This is a genomic window from Trinickia sp. (assembly GCF_051961175.1).
In the GTDB taxonomy this organism is placed as follows: domain Bacteria; phylum Pseudomonadota; class Gammaproteobacteria; order Burkholderiales; family Burkholderiaceae; genus Trinickia.
The window spans coordinates 15,194-30,043 of record NZ_JBQCDN010000186.1 but is presented as its reverse complement, the minus strand read 5'-3'; the positions used below and the strand labels follow the sequence as shown (position 1 = coordinate 30,043).

Sequence of the window (14,850 nt, the reverse complement as noted above, 5' to 3'; positions counted from 1 at the left end):
CTCCTGCGGCCGAGCCCCGCTGCCGGTCGCAGCCGTAGCCAGAACAAGGAGTCTCTCTCATGACCGACCCGAATCTTTCGTGGCCGCGCAGGCTGTCGCTTGCCATCGGCGCCTTCTTCAGCATCCTCGGGGATCGCGACTTCGCCGCGGGCGTTGAGCGCCTGCGCAGTGGCGCCGCCCCCGCCGCGCAGGCCCCGGTGGCCACGCACGCCCCGGCCCCCGCCCCCGCCCCAACGCTGAAAGAAGCGTCCCCCGAAGCCGCGCTCCAATTGCTCGGCCTGCTTCAACGTGACGCCCGCTTCATCGACTTCGTCGAGGAAGATATCGCCAACTACTCCGACGCCGATATCGGCGCCGCCGCACGGCTCGTGCACGATGGCTGCCGCGCGACGCTACGCGAGCACTTCACCATCCAGCCTGTGCGCGACGAAGCCGAAGGCAGCCGCGTAGCGATCGCCGAAGGTTTCGATGCAACCGCCATCCGTCTGACCGGCAACGTCGTGGGCAAGCCACCCTTCAACGGCAGCATCACGCATCGCGGATGGCGCGTCGCCGACGTGCGCCTGCCGAAACTCACGCAAAGCCACAACGCCAGCGTGCTCGCGCCCGCGGAGGTCGAACTGTGAACGAGCCCCGCTATTCGATCGGTATCGATCTCGGAACCACGCACTGCGCGCTGTCCTACGTCGAACTCGCAAGCAGTGACGGAGAAGCCCTCTCCCAAGGCGTCATGCGCATCGCGCAACTCACCGCCCCCGGCGCAATCGAGGAACGCGACCTGCTGCCTTCGTTCCTCTACCTGCCGCATGCGGATGAGTTGCCGCCTGGCGATCTCGCGCTCCCGTGGACGAGCGATCGTGACTTCGCCGTCGGCGAAATGGCACGCAGCCGCGGCGCCGGCACGCCGATTCGCCTCGTCTCGAGCGCGAAAAGCTGGCTCTGCCATCCAGGCGTCGACCGTCGCGCAGCCATCCTCCCAGCCGATGCACCAGCAGAAGTCGCGCGCATTTCGCCGCTCGAAGCCTCGGTTCGATATCTGAATCATCTGCGCGAGGCGTGGAACCACGCGCACCCGGACGCCCCATTCGACGAGCAGGACATCACCGTCACGATTCCCGCGTCGTTCGATCCCGCCGCCCGCGAACTGACCGGGCAAGCCGCGAGCGCTGCCGGCTACAGCCGCATGACGCTGCTCGAGGAACCGCAAGCCGCGCTCTATAGCTGGATCCAGACGAGCGGCGGCGCGTGGCGCAAGCGGGTCAAGGTGGGCGACATCATTCTTGTCGTCGATGTGGGCGGCGGCACGACGGATTTGTCGCTGATCGCGGTGATCGAGCGCGAGGGCAATCTCGAACTGCATCGCATCGCGGTCGGCGATCACATTCTGCTCGGCGGCGACAACATGGATCTCGCGCTTGCGCACGTCGTCGCGCGCAAGCTCGCTCAACAAGGCACGCAGATCGATCCATGGCAGCTGCGCGCGCTCACCTATGCATGCCGCGCAGCCAAGGAAACGTTGCTGTCCGATTCATCGGCAGACACCGTGCCGCTCGTCGTGCCGAGCCGCGGCTCCAAGCTGATCGGCGGCTCCATCCGCACGGAACTCACGCGCGATGAACTCACGCAGACGATCCTCGAAGGATTCTTCCCGCAAGTGGAGGCAACCGCGCGGCCTGTGAGCCGTACACGCGCGGGCCTCACACAACTGGGCCTGCCGTATGCGCAAGACGCGGGCATGACCCGCCATCTCGCGGCGTTTCTGGGCCGCCAGATCGGCGCGCTGTCTGAGTTGGGCGGCGAACCGCAATTGGCCGCGCAATTCGCGCTCAATGAGAACGCGACGTTCCTGCATCCGACCGCTGTGCTATTCAACGGCGGCGTGTTCAAGTCGCCGCTTCTCGTCGAACGCGTCATGTCGGCGCTGGGCGGCTGGCTCGCTGCCGATGGCGGTGAGCCGGCGCGGCTGCTCGAAGGCGCGGATCTCGACCTCGCGGTGGCGCGCGGCGCCGCCTACTATGGCTTCGTCAAGCGCGGCCGCGGCGTGCGGATCCGTGGCGGCACCGCGCGCTCGTACTACGTCGCGATCGAATCGGCGATGCCCGCCGTGCCGGGCCTGGAACCGCCTATCTCGGCTTTGTGCGTCGCGCCGTTCGGCATGGAAGAAGGCACCGACGCCCCGCTGCCGGAGCAGGAATTCGGGCTCGTCGTCGGGGAACCCGTGCAGTTTCGCTTTTTCGGTTCGTCTGTCCGTCGGCAAGACCAAGTCGGCACGATGCTCGATTACTGGCCGCCCGAAGAGCTGCAAGAACTCGAAGCGATTCAAGCAACGCTGCCGGCCGAAGGCCGCAGTGCGGGCGACGTCGTACCGGTCAAGCTGCATGCGTACGTGACCGAGACAGGCATGCTGCAGCTCGAAGCCGTGCCGCGAGGCTCGGCTGAGCGCTGGAAGGTGGAGTTCGACGTTCGCGGTAGCACCGCTCAGGGATGATCTCGTTGGCAGGCCACCGATGAAGCGCTATGTCGTCGGCATCGACCTTGGTACGAGCAACACGGTCGTCGCGTTCAACGAAAAGGGCTCGGACGACATTCATGTGTTCGAGGTCGACCAACTCGTCGGTCTCGGCGAGGTGAGCGCGCGGCCGCTCTTGCCATCCGTGCGCTATCACGCCGCCGCAGGCGAACTGAACCCTGGCGATCTGCAGTTGCCCTGGCAGCGTGCCAAGCCCAACGCCATGGATGCGACACCCTCCCCGATCGTCGGGCAACTGGCGCGTACGCTCGGCGCGCAGGTGCCCGGGCGGCTCGTGGCGAGCGCGAAGAGCTGGCTCTCCTATTCCGCGGTGGACCGCCTCGCGGCGATTTTGCCGTGGGGGGCGCCGGACGATGTCACGAAAATTTCTCCTGTCGAGGCGAGCGCGAGCTACCTCGCGCACGTGCGCGCCGCCTGGAACGCGCGCTTTCCCGATGCGCCGCTCGAAGCTCAGGAGGTGGTGCTCACCGTACCCGCTTCGTTCGACGAGGGCCCGCGCGCCTTGACGCTCGAAGCGGCGCGGCTCGCGCAACTGCCCGGCTTGCGTTTGTTGGAAGAACCGCAAGCCGCGTTCTACGACTGGCTGTATCAGCACCGCACCCATCTGGCCGAAGCACTCCCGGACACGCGGCTCGTGCTGATCTGCGACGTCGGCGGCGGCACGACCGATCTCACGCTGATCCAAGTGCAGCGGGATGACGATGGCACGCCGCAACTCACGCGCATCGGTGTCGGCAATCATTTGATGCTCGGCGGCGACAACATGGACCTCGCGCTCGCGCGGCTCATCGAGATGCGCCTCGCGCAGGGCCAACCGGAAAACGCGGCAAGCGCGGCAAGCGCGGCAAGCGCGGCAAATGGTGCAGGCGCGCGGCTGTCCGCATCGAGCTTGTCCCAACTGGTCGAACGCTGCCGCGTCGCGAAGGAGCAGTTGCTGGCCCCCGACGCGCCCGCATCGGTATCGATCACGCTGCTCGGAGCCGGCTCGCGCGTCATCGGTGGCGCGCGCACGGCTCAGCTCACGCGCGAAGAAGTCGAGCAGGTGGTCGTCGATGGGTTCTTTCCGTCGGTGGCGGCGAGCGAAACACCGCGCCGCTCGCGCGCCGCGATCGTCGAGTTCGGTCTGCCCTATGCGAGCGACCCCGCCGTCACGCGTCACGTCGCCGGATTTCTGACGCGCCACGCCGCGCAATCGCGACAGGCGTTGAACCTCGAAGCGGATGACGACAGCCCGTTGCCGATCCCCGATACGCTGCTGCTGAACGGCGGCGTCTTCCGGGCGCCGGCGTTGACCGCGAGACTGGCACAGACGCTGGGCGCATGGCGCGGCGCACCGCTGCACGTCCTGAACAACGATCATCCCGACGTTGCCGTGGCGCGCGGCGCAGTCGCCTATGGCCTCGCGCGCGCGGGCGCCGCGCCGCGCATCGGCGGTGGCTCTGCACGCAGCTACTTCCTCGTGCTCGATGGCGACCAAGGCATCTGCCTGCTGCCGCGCGGAACGCAAGAAGCGCATGAGGTCCATCTGGACGATCGCATGTTCGCACTGCGGCTCGGCCAGCCCGTGCGCTTTCCCCTCGTCTCGACGGTAGCGGAAACCCCGTTTCACGCGGGCGAGCTTGCCGATCTATCGCAGGGCGATTTCGTCCGTCTTCCGCCGCTCGCGACCGTCTTGCGGCGACAGCATGCGTCCGATCCCGAGGAACGTCGCGTGCGGCTCACCACCTCGATCACAGAGGTGGGCACGTTGGAGATGAACTGCATTTCGGTCGACGATCCAGCACAACGCTGGCTGTTGCAATTCGAGTTGCGACGCGATGAAGCCGCAGCATCCGCCGGGGGGAGCGAGGCGCGCTCGCCGCTCGAGCGGCATCCGTCGCTCGATCAAGCCATCGCAGCGATCGAGCGCGCGTTCGGCGCGCGTGCCGCCGGCGTGGCACCCACGGAGGTCAAGCGCCTGCGAGCCAGCCTGGAGCAGATGCTCGGGCCAAGCGAGACATGGGACGTCGCGCTGTTGCGCGAGCTGTTCGGCAGTCTCTGGGAACGGGCCAAGCGCCGGCGGCGTTCAGCCGATCACGAGCGCGTCTGGCTCAATCTCGCCGGGTTTTGCCTGCGGCCGGGGTTCGGCTATCCGCTCGACGATTGGCGCATCGATCAGATCTGGTCGATCTTCGACGACGGCATCCAATACATCCACGAAAGCCGAGTATGGTCCGAGTGGTGGACGTTGTGGCAGCGTGCGGCGGGCGGCCTCAACGAAGAGGCACAGTCGCAGTTATTCGACGCGATGGACTTTCTGCAGGCGGCCAATATCGAGAAACGAAAGCTGCCGTTCGATCCGGCCAAGGTCGGCTACGCCGGTATGATTCGCGTGCAGGCTTCGCTCGAACGCATTGCAGTCGAACGCAAGATCCAACTGGGCAATCACTTGCTCGAACGGTTGCGCAAGCCTTCCGAGAATCCGCAAACGTGGTGGGCCGTGGGCCGGATCGGTGCGCGCCGCCCGCTTTACGGCAGCGCACATGAGGTCGTGCCGCCCGAGGTGGCGCAACAGTGGCTCGATGCCGTGCTTTCGCTCGATTGGAAGAAAGTGGAGCCTGCCGCCTTCGCCTCGGTCCAGTTGTCGCGGCTCACAGGCGATCGGTCGCGAGATTTGCCTGAAGACGCACGTGCAGCTGTCATTCGCCGGCTCGAGGCGCTCGGTGCGGCGCCCGCTTGGATTCGGATGGTACGCGACGTGGTGGCGCTCGATGAGGCCGATACCGGGCGCGCGTTCGGCGAGTCGTTGCCGGCTGGGTTAAAGCTGCTCGGGCAGAGCCGGTGAACAAAAGCGCTGGCTGCGCGCGCATCTTGCATCAGCGCGCTCGAACGGAGCCGCCGTTCTCCAACGGCGGCTCGATGCGGCGTTAGTCGTTCGTCCCATCGAAATCCACGACTTCGATCCAGTTCGCTCCTTTGCCCACCGGGTACTGACCGATCGTCTCGAGCGCACCTGTCTTCGAATCGATGCGGTAGGCGCTCAGCGTCGGTGAAAGCTGCCCCACGGCGAACAAGTATTTTCCGGACGGCGCGATGTTGAAGCCCCGAGGCTGCTTTTCCGTGGGATACGTGTTCACCCGAGTAAGTTCGCCGGTGGCCGTACTCACCCGGTAGACACTCAACGTGCTCGACGTGCGTTCCGACGTATAGAGGAAGCGGCCGTCGGGCGTCAAGTGCAAGTCCGCGCCCCAAGGCTTGCCCGCAAAGCCAGGAGGCAAGATCGAAATCGTCTGGATCGGCTTGACCGTGTCACCCGAAGCGTTGAATGCAAGCGCGTGCAGCTTGCCGTCCAATTCGTCGATCAAATAAACGAAACGCCGATCGGGAGAAAAGACAAAGTGACGCGGCCCCGAGCCTTTCGGCAGCGAATACGCCGGGTTGGCATCCTCGGTCAGTTCGCCGTTGCTGCTGTCGAACTTGAGTCGCAGCCAGGCGTCGGCGCCAAGCACCGAAGCGAACGCATAGTGGTTATCGGCCGACGTGCGGATGGCATGCGCCATCGGCCCCGTCTTCACGGTCTGCAGAACATTGCCGGCCACACCATCGCCGCCGATCCGGTTCACGGCCAGCAGATTGCCGCCGTAAGACGCGGACAGCAGATAACGCCCTGTCCCGTCGACCGAGATATAGGCCATGCTCTGCGCGAGCGGCGCGCGGCCGAGCTCGATCAGCCTGCCGTCCAGCGGATTGATGGCGAAGGTCACCACGCTGTAGGGCTCGGAGCGCAGCGCCGCGTAGAGTTTGTTATGGTCGGGCGAAAGCGCCATCGGCATCACTGTGCCGCCCACGGGTACGGTCTCGACGCTGGCGAGCGCGCCGCTTTGAGCGTCGACGCGAAAAACGGAAATGTCCCGGCTATCGGCATTGGACACGTATACGTACGTGGCCGCGTGCACTGCGACCGATGCCGTCACGCCGAAAACAGCGCCCATCAGACTGCGCACAATCCCCTTTGTGTTCATCACGTTCCTTGTTGTCTCGTTGTCGTTGCAGATCGTTCGATCGTTCAGGCTGGACTACCGGTATTCGCTGCTCAGCCCACGCGAAATACGGACACCGCGTCCTTCATCGATTGCGCCTGGTGCTCGAGCGCGCTTGCCGCCGCAGCCGCCTGCTCCACCAGCGCGGCGTTCTGCTGAGTGACCTGATCCATCTGGCCGATGGTCATCCCGACCAGCTCGATCCCCACGCTCTGTTCGGCGGTGGCTGTGGTGATCTCGGCCATGATCGCGGCGACGTTGCCCACTGCATCGACGATCTCGCCCATCGCCTCGCCCGCCTGAGCGACAAACTCATTTCCGCTGCGCACGTCGTCGATCGATCTACCGATCAGCGCTTTGATTTCACGTGCGGCGCTCGCGCTGCGCTGGGCGAGCGTCCGTACCTCGCCGGCCACCACGGCAAAACCGCGGCCCTGCTCGCCGGCCCGGGCCGATTCCACCGCTGCATTGAGCGCGAGAATATTGGTTTGAAACGCAATGCTGTCGATCATGCCGGTGATATCGGCAATCTTGCGCGAGCTCACGCTGATCTCTTTCATCGTCTGCACGGCGCGCTCCACGACCTCGCCGCCGCGCCGGGCGCGTTCGGCCGCATCCGCTGCGATCACGCTCGCCTGCGAGGCGTTCTCCGAGTTCTGCTTCACCGTCGACGTCAACTCCTCCATGCTCGCTGCCGTCTCTTCGAGCGAGGCCGATTGCTCCTCCGTCCGGCTCGACAGATCGAGATTGCCCACCGCGATTTCGCGTGCCGCGACATGGATGGCGTCGCAGCTTTCTCGCACCCCGGCCACCGTGTGCGCAAGGCCCGCCTGCATGCGGCGCATGGCGGCGAACAGCAAACCGATTTCGTTTCGCCCTGCCGCGGGAACGTCCACCGTCAGATCGTTCGATGCAATCCGATCGAGCACGGTGCAAGCATCGGCCAGCGGCCGCGAGACGATACGCTGCAACGCGAAATGCGTCCCGACGATCAGCACGAGCGCAAGCACGACCCCGAGAACCACGAGGCGCCTCACCCATTGATAGTGCGCGCTGCCTTGCGCAAGCGTCGCTTCCGCAAGCTGGTTCGCAAGCCGCTGAAATTTCTCGACGTTGACCGAATAAGCCGCGCCCGCGGCGGTGATCTCGCGATCGTTGATGGCCACGTACGCGCTCGTATCGCCACCACGTAGCGCGTCGGTCGCGCGCGCAAGCGTCATAGCGAGGTTCGCCGACGATTCGATCAATTCGCGCCTCAGGTCTTCGTCCATGCCGTCAAAGCCGGGCGCATTGCGCAGCGCCTCCGTATCGCGCGCCGCGAGCTCAAAGCTCCGGCCGGCGCTTTGCAACGCCGAATCGCGCGTGGCCGTATCGTTGCGCTCCTTGAGCGCACTGTAGGCGCGCACGAGTGCGGAACGCGTACGCGTCGTCTCCTTGTATCCGTCGTTAACGAGAATGGTCTCGCGCGCGATTTCGTGCAGGCGCTGGCCGTTGGCATTCGCGTCTGCCAGCGCCATCACCCCCGCTACCCCGCCGATCACGATCATCGCGCCAAAAAGAACCAGGACCGCCAACAGGCTGGTCCGCACCGTCATGTCGCGCATTGCGTTCGATCCCGAATTTTGTGTTTTTGTGTGTGCGGCTCGCCGCCATGTTGTCTAACAATGTGGCGCCATCGTCTATCGCATCAGGTGATTGATGAATTCACGTTTACCCTTAAATCCCCCGGACACCCGCTGATTTGCGTTGATTCCACGCCAGGCGGCAGCTACGATCGCATCTTACAAGTAATATGCATGTCAGACAACATTAGTCGTCGTGCCGTCGTTCGCACAAAAGGTCCGTGAAATGTCTTTGAGCCGCACCGCAGCCCCCACCGACGTCGCCAGGCGCACCAAGGTCCGTTACCTGATCCTTGCGTTGATCTTCGTCATCACGACGCTCAATTACGCGGATCGTGCGACGCTTTCCGTCACGGGTTCCGCAATACGCTCCGAGTTCGGATTGGACGCCATCCGGATGGGCTACATCTTTTCGTCGTTCAGTTGGGCTTACGTTCTTTCGCAGGTGCCGGCCGGCTGGATATTGGATCGCTTCGGCGCTCGGCGCGTCTATGCGGGCAGTATTGTCCTGTGGTCCGCCTTCACGTTGCTGCAAAGTTCTATCGGCCTGCTCGGCAGCGCGGGCGCTGCCATCGCGGCCCTGTTTGCACTGCGTTTCTTGATGGGCGCAGCCGAAGCGCCCGCGTTTCCGGCCAATGCAAAGGTCGTCGCGATGTGGTTTCCGGCTCACGAGCGCGGCACGGCATCGGCGCTGTTCAATTCGGCGCAGTATTTCGCAGCCGTGATTTTCACGCCGCTGATGGCCTGGCTCACGCACGCCTATGGATGGCATGAGGTGTACGTCGTGATGGGCGCGCTCGGTCTTGCGCTGGCCTGCGTTTGGCTGAAGACCATGAAGCATCCGGCCGATCATCCGCGCGTGAATCGCGAGGAACTTGAGCACATCGTGCAAGGCGGCGGCCTCGCGAACGGCCATCGACGGACGACGCCCGCCGAGCGCAAAGGCGCCAGCTGGACCATCGTGCGCCAGTTGCTCGGTAACCGGATGCTGCTGGGCGTTTATCTCGCGCAGTACTGCATCAACGTGCTCACCTACTTCTTCCTCACCTGGTTTCCGATCTATCTGGTGCAGGCGCGGCACATGACGATCCTGAAGGCGGGCCTCATCGCATCGCTTCCGGCCATCTGCGGTTTTCTCGGCGGTGTGCTGGGTGGAATCGCATCGGACGCGCTGATCCGCTCCGGCCGCTCGCTGACTGTCGCGCGCAAAGTGCCGATCGTCGGCGGCATGGTGCTCTCGTCATGCATCATCGGCTGCAACTACGTGAACAACGATTGGATCGTGGTGGCGCTGATGTCGCTGGCGTTCTTCGGCAAGGGGTTGGGTGCGCTCGGCTGGGCCGTGATTGCCGATACCGCGCCGCAGGAAGCGATCGGCTTGTCCGGGTCGATCTTCAACATGTTCGGTAACATCGCGGGCATCGTCACGCCGATCGTGATCGGTTACCTCGTCGCGACACAGCATTCTTTCAACGGCGCGCTCGCGTTCGTCGGCATCAACGCGATCGTCACCGTGTCCAGCTATCTCGTGATCGTGAAGGAGATCAAGCGGGTGGAGTTGACGCCGGCGCCGGCTGGATCGGGGCATCCGGAAAGCTGAACCAGCGCCGTCGCTGCCGGCACTCAGCGGATAGCCCCCGGACCGTTATCCCACCAGCCGCGCTTCAAGCTCGCTTCGAACAACGAGTTCGAACCGTTCAGGCCGAATGTGGAACACGGTCGCCTCGCAAGCGCGCCCGTCCGTCAGCCGGGACGTACGGCGCAACACCAGCAGCGGTGATTGGGGCGGCACCTTCAGACACGCGGCGATATCGCTCGCCGCCGCGACCGCGGTCACCGACAGGTCCGCGTCGACAATATGCCAGCCCGGCAGCCTCTCAAGCATCTCGTACGATGGCAGCACCTGCGCCTGCTCGCGAGAAATGACACGCGCCTCAGGCAACATGCAGGTCTGCGCGAGTGCCACCGGCGCGCCATCAACGCAATGCAGACGTTCGAGATAGAGACAGCGGGCAACCTCAATGCCGAACGTTTCCTGCAACCCCGGCGGCACGTCACATTCCTCCATGCGAAGCAGTTCCATACCCGCTCGCGCGCCCTGCTGCGCCAGTGAGTCGTAAAAGCCGCGCAGCACGTCGAGCCGGTGCCGCAGCCGTTGCTGCTTCACGAACGTCCCCTTACCCTGCTTGCGCTCCACGACGCGCTCATCCACCAGCCGCCCCAGCGCCAGCCGCACAGTCACGCGGCTCACTGCGAAGCGATCGCTCAGTTCCGCCTCCGACGGCAACTTGCCCGTCGGCGCGAATCGGCCTTGCTGGATTTCTTGCCGCAGTGCCGTCGCGATTTGCTCGTAGAGCGACGTGGCGTTTTCTCGCTGCAGTGTCATCGGTGCTTCCCGTTTCCGTCGCAGAAAGCCTTCCGCGCGATCCGTCATATCGATATGAAAACCAATTGGATAACTCAACTTGTATTAATACGTATTATGCCGTTTCGGACGGTGCCTTTGCGCGACATCGGCTCAAACGAACAAAACGACACAAACGACGAACGCCAACAATCATCATCGTGACAGAAAAAACGTTAGACGCGCTGTCGCGCGAACATCCGTCGCTCGACATCGGCAATACATCCGAGCGTGCCATCCGTGTGCATCGCGGAGCGCGCACACCGGCCGCGCTGTTACGCGCCCGCGTGGGCTTCGCGGCGGCATGGATCGCCTTCTTCGCGATCGCCTGGTTCATGCCGGCGCCAGCCGGACTCAGCCCAACCGGCAAGGCTACGCTCGCCGTGGTCGCCTGGGTGGCGATCGTCTGGGTGACGGAAGCCATTCCGGTCGGTGTGAGCGGCATCCTGCTCCCGCTATTGCTGACGCTCTCTCACGCCAGTCCGACATTCTCCAGCGCGGCGAGCGGCTTCGCCGCACCGGTCGTATTTCTGTGCCTTGCGGCGTTCCTCTTTTCGGCGATCATGCAAGCGAGCGGATTGGACCGGCGCATTGCCCTGACGCTGCTCGACTGGCTCAAGGTAGGAACGGCGAACGGTGTGATCTGGGCCATGTTCGTCGTGAACCTGGTGCTATCGATTGTCGTGCCGGCGGCCAACGCGCGTTCGGCCACGCTGCTGCCTGTCGCCAACGGCATCGTGCAATTGTTCGGCCAGTCGCCTCGCGAACAAGCCGCGAAAAAAGCCATCGTGATTCAAACACTGGTATACGGCGCGATGATCAGCGGCATGTGCATTCTCACGGCGCATCTGCCGAACATGGTCGTTGCCGGCCTGCTGCAAACGCAGTTGGGGATCCACATCTCGTATATGACGTGGTTCAAACTCCAATGGCCTTATCTGGGCATGTTTGCGATCACGCAATGCTGGGTTCAATACTATTTCCGTTCGCGCGCCGTGCAGATTCCAGGCGGCAGAGCGGCGCTCGCGGCCATGCGAAGCACCCTGCCCCCGGCCTCGCGCAATGACTGGACTGTTCTCGCCTTGTTCGCGGGCGTCGCCATCTTGTGGGCGACGGAGCCGCTTCACCATCTGTCTTCGGAGATCGTCGCGCTGCTCGCGCTCGCCGCACTCTTCGCCCCCGGCGTTCTGCGGTTCGGCTGGGCCGAGGTCGAGCAACGCACCATCTGGGGGACGCTGTTTCTGCTTGCGGGCGCACTGTCGCTCTCATCCGCAATCAGTTCGTCCGGCCTCGCACGATGGGCCGCGGAGCACATCTACCTCGTCGCGCATGGCCACGGCTGGTGGCTCGCCATCGGCATCGTCATGCTCGGCACGCACATCATCCGCATCGGCATGTTGTCGAACGTTGCCGCGGTGACAATGATCGCCCCGATCGCGCTGGCCCTTGCGCCCCGGCTCGGGCTGCATCCGGTCGCCTTCACGATGCTGATCAGCGACACCGACAGCTTCGCCTACCTCTTGCCCACGCAAATCACGGCAGGCGTGATCGCCTACAGCAGCGGCACATTCACGACGGCAGACTACGCCAAGGTCGGCAGCGTATCCGTGCTGATCGCCATCCTTTATGGGCTATGCGTGATCGCACCGTGGTACGCGTTCATGGGTCTTCCCGTCTGGGATGGATCGGCGCCCTGGCCTTTCGCGCATTGATCACGCCTTCCCTGTTCCGCAGCATCCTTTGAGTTCCCGATATGAGCGACACGAAACAAACCGATCTGCACGCCCGCGCGCGTGCCATGCGTGAGCGCCTGGGTGCTCACGTCGCCCCCGCCGGACTCTACGAAGACATGAAGCAACGGCCGTTCGCCGGCAGCGTGCGATGCAATGTATCGCGCCTGGAAGCCGGCAGCTGGGCTGAAGTCATACTCGATTACGAGGTGGGTTCATCGGGCATCGCCGACGGCGGATGGCTCAAGGCCGCCTTCAAGTTCTATTCCGACTGGGCGCTGTTCCAGACGAGCGACCCAAGCGCCGCGAACTACATCAGTGCCGAATATCATGCAGCCCCGCTGGCACCGGGCCAAAGTCCGGCCACGGTTCAGTCGCTCAGCGTCCGGTTCGATCAGAAGGGCCACGAACGGCCCTATCAAAAAGCCGTGATCGTCGATATCGTCGACGGGTATCTGAACGCGGGCGATCATATCGTGATCCGGCTGGGCGACCGCCGGCGCGGCCCCGGCACGCGCATCCAGACCTTTGTCGAAGACGATTTCCGCTTCCGCCTCTATGTGGATCCATTGGGCACGTCGCGGTTTGTCGCCGTGCCGGGCGATGTCTCGATCGACATCCACGCGGGGGAGCCGTCGCACGTCTTGCTGCACGGGCCGCGCTTCGTCCATCCCGGCGAACGCGCGCCGTTTCGGCTCTCGTTGCAGGACCACTGGGGCAATGCCTGCCGCGACCTCGGTACCCGTATCGGCACAAGCACGAACGCGCAGACGGCGGTGGTGCGAGTCATCGCCCGTAATGAACGCGATGAGCCGATCTATCGGCGCGACCATAGCGTGCCCGCTTCGGGCTTCGCCACGCTCGCGCTTGACGACTTGCCGACAGATCAAGGCACCTTGCGCATCGTGGCCGATGTCCCCACCCGGCCCGACATCCGCGCCGCCGAAGCCCATCTGACCATCGACGCCGCACTGCCCGCGCCGCGCTCACTCTATGCGGACCTGCACGTGCACGCGCACGATACGGTCGGCACAAACAGTCCCGCCTACAACGCGCAATACGCACGCGATATCGGTGGTATCGACGTGCTCGGCTATACAGCCAACGACTTTCAGATCACCGACGCAAACTGGCAGCTCGGTGTCGACACGGTCGAGCAGTTCAACGAGCCGGGCCGCTTCGTCGTCTATCCCGTTCAGGAATGGTGCGGCAGCTCGACGGCGGGCGGCGATCACAATGTCGTGTTTCTCGGCGACGAGCGCCCCGGCTTTCCCTATAACGCGCGCGGCGAGCACAACCGCACGTTGGTGTGGAACGAGGACATGAAAGACAAGGCGGTCGAACTCGGCCGCTGGCCCGTCGAAGAGTTGTGGGACGCCTATGTCGACGATGCGGAGCACCACCTTGTCATTCCGCATGTGGGCGGCCGACGCTACATTCCCGACTGGCATCATCCGAAACTGGAACGGCTCGTCGAGATCGCCTCGACGTGGGGCCATTTCGGTTGGCTCTATCAGGACGTCATCGCGCGCGGCTATCAGCTTGGCGTCGCCGCGAGCGGCGACGAACACCGCGGACGCCCCGGCGGCGGTGCGCCCGGAGCACAGGTCTTCGGCGTGCACGGGGGGCTGACGGGCGTGCTCGCTGCGTCGCTCGACCGAAGCACTGTCGGCCGCGCGCTACGCGCACGCCATACCTGGGCGACGACCGGCGAACACAGCGCACTGCTCGTGCGCAGCGGCGATCACTGGCAAGGCGACGCGTTCGCGCAGAGCGGTCCTGCCACCATCGACTACCGTCTACTCGGACGGGCTGGCTGGGAGTATGTAGCCGCGTACGACCACACTGGCCTGATTTGGGAACGCAACCTGCACGAAGAGCTCGGCTATGCCGCGCCTCTGATCCGGGTACGCTGGGGCGGCGCACGCATTCGCGACCGATATCGATGGGCGGCCTGGCGCGGGCGCATTCGCATTGTCAACGCCACGATCCATGACTTTGGTTCGCATGGTTTCGAACACATCGAGGAATCCGCGTGGCGCACCGGTGCGACCGATATCGAGTTCCGAAGCGACACTTATGGCGACGCGGACAGCATCGAGATTAACGTAAGCCATCTCGCGACAGCGAAGATCGTGATCGAAGGCACGATCGATGGCTTCGTGAAAGTCGGCGACCCGCTCGCGGGCAATCCGTTTGCGCATGCACCGGCGTTTCACTTCGAGATCAGCGGCGCCGAACTGCTGGCACAGGGCAGCGCCACGTATGCACTCGGTGGCACGGAGCTGTTCGTCGCGGTCGAACGTTTGACCGATAAGCCGCTGCCTGTCGATCTTTCCGGCAGCGTCGAGATCGATGCGAAAAACGGACCGTTCGGCTTCCGCCCTGTGTACTTTTTCGGCCGGCAGCGGGACGACAGCAAAGTGTGGTCGTCGGCTCAGTTCATTACGTTCGGGTGATGGCGCCGATAGCGCGTATCGACATTGAACGACATCGATCGACATCGGGAGGCCGCGCGCCTCCCTATCGACGCCTGCGCACGCTG

The 14,850-nt window shown here is 64.3% G+C and carries 9 protein-coding genes; 6 read left to right on the top strand and 3 right to left on the bottom strand.

Translation table 11 applies throughout. The annotated features are described in order from the left end of the window. Nucleotides 1-59 precede the first annotated feature (59 nt). Genes ACTHL0_RS10700 through ACTHL0_RS10690 form a run of 3 tightly spaced genes read left to right on the top strand, consistent with a single transcriptional unit; the run spans nucleotide 60 to nucleotide 5,354 of the window. The gene (locus tag ACTHL0_RS10700; protein WP_440566705.1) at nucleotides 60-626 is read left to right on the top strand and encodes a DUF2760 domain-containing protein; all 567 of its coding nucleotides are present in this window, start codon (nucleotides 60-62) and stop codon (nucleotides 624-626) included. Beyond that, nucleotides 623-2,488: an Hsp70 family protein gene (locus ACTHL0_RS10695; RefSeq protein WP_440566704.1), complete on the top strand. Its 1,866-nt coding sequence runs from the start codon at nucleotides 623-625 to the stop codon at nucleotides 2,486-2,488. The genes ACTHL0_RS10700 and ACTHL0_RS10695 overlap by 4 nt, the downstream gene beginning before the upstream one ends. Nucleotides 2,489-2,507: 19 nt before the next feature. Continuing rightward, on the top strand, nucleotides 2,508-5,354 hold the full coding sequence (locus tag ACTHL0_RS10690) for an Hsp70 family protein (protein ID WP_440566703.1): 2,847 nt from the start codon (nucleotides 2,508-2,510) through the stop codon (nucleotides 5,352-5,354). An 82-nt stretch (nucleotides 5,355-5,436) separates the two neighbouring features. Here ACTHL0_RS10690 and ACTHL0_RS10685 read toward each other — a convergent pair whose 3' ends face one another. Together ACTHL0_RS10685 and ACTHL0_RS10680 are read right to left on the bottom strand one after the other, a co-directional pair. Further along, nucleotides 5,437-6,531, bottom strand: a complete 1,095-nt coding sequence (locus ACTHL0_RS10685) for a lactonase family protein (protein WP_440566702.1) — start codon at nucleotides 6,529-6,531, stop codon at nucleotides 5,437-5,439. Nucleotides 6,532-6,602: 71 nt separating this feature from the next. Beyond that, nucleotides 6,603-8,153 carry a methyl-accepting chemotaxis protein gene (locus tag ACTHL0_RS10680; protein WP_440566701.1) on the bottom strand — a complete coding sequence of 517 codons (1,551 nt, stop codon included), beginning with the start codon at nucleotides 8,151-8,153 and terminating at the stop codon, nucleotides 6,603-6,605. A 244-nt stretch (nucleotides 8,154-8,397) separates the two neighbouring features. On the opposite strand from ACTHL0_RS10680, the gene ACTHL0_RS10675 reads away from it, so the two are divergent. Next, nucleotides 8,398-9,771 (top strand): MFS transporter, encoded by a 1,374-nt coding sequence (locus tag ACTHL0_RS10675; RefSeq protein ID WP_440566700.1) that lies wholly within the window; start codon nucleotides 8,398-8,400, stop codon nucleotides 9,769-9,771. Nucleotides 9,772-9,816: 45 nt separating this feature from the next. On the opposite strand, the gene ACTHL0_RS10670 is transcribed toward ACTHL0_RS10675, so the two are convergent. Further along, nucleotides 9,817-10,557, bottom strand: coding sequence for a GntR family transcriptional regulator (locus ACTHL0_RS10670; RefSeq protein ID WP_440566699.1), 741 nt, complete (start codon nucleotides 10,555-10,557; stop codon nucleotides 9,817-9,819). A gap of 179 nt (nucleotides 10,558-10,736) precedes the next feature. Between ACTHL0_RS10670 and ACTHL0_RS10665 the strand changes: the two genes are divergently transcribed. Next, on the top strand, nucleotides 10,737-12,287 hold the full coding sequence (locus ACTHL0_RS10665) for an SLC13 family permease (RefSeq protein WP_440566698.1): 1,551 nt from the start codon (nucleotides 10,737-10,739) through the stop codon (nucleotides 12,285-12,287). Nucleotides 12,288-12,328: 41 nt separating this feature from the next. Continuing rightward, nucleotides 12,329-14,764, top strand: coding sequence for a hypothetical protein (locus ACTHL0_RS10660; protein ID WP_440566697.1), 2,436 nt, complete (start codon nucleotides 12,329-12,331; stop codon nucleotides 14,762-14,764). Nucleotides 14,765-14,850: the final 86 nt, after the last annotated feature.

Excerpts from the sequence above, each read along its gene's own strand:
- ACTHL0_RS10700 (WP_440566705.1), top strand. The coding sequence starts at position 60 with ATGACCGACCCGAATCTTTCGTGGCCGCGCAGGCTGTCGCTTGCCATC.
- ACTHL0_RS10690 (WP_440566703.1), top strand. The coding sequence starts at position 2,508 with ATGAAGCGCTATGTCGTCGGCATCGACCTTGGTACGAGCAACACGGTC.
- ACTHL0_RS10685 (WP_440566702.1), bottom strand. The coding sequence starts at position 6,531 with ATGAACACAAAGGGGATTGTGCGCAGTCTGATGGGCGCTGTTTTCGGC.
- ACTHL0_RS10680 (WP_440566701.1), bottom strand. The coding sequence starts at position 8,153 with ATGCGCGACATGACGGTGCGGACCAGCCTGTTGGCGGTCCTGGTTCTT.
- ACTHL0_RS10675 (WP_440566700.1), top strand. The coding sequence starts at position 8,398 with ATGTCTTTGAGCCGCACCGCAGCCCCCACCGACGTCGCCAGGCGCACC.
- ACTHL0_RS10670 (WP_440566699.1), bottom strand. The coding sequence starts at position 10,557 with ATGACACTGCAGCGAGAAAACGCCACGTCGCTCTACGAGCAAATCGCG.
- ACTHL0_RS10660 (WP_440566697.1), top strand. The coding sequence starts at position 12,329 with ATGAGCGACACGAAACAAACCGATCTGCACGCCCGCGCGCGTGCCATG.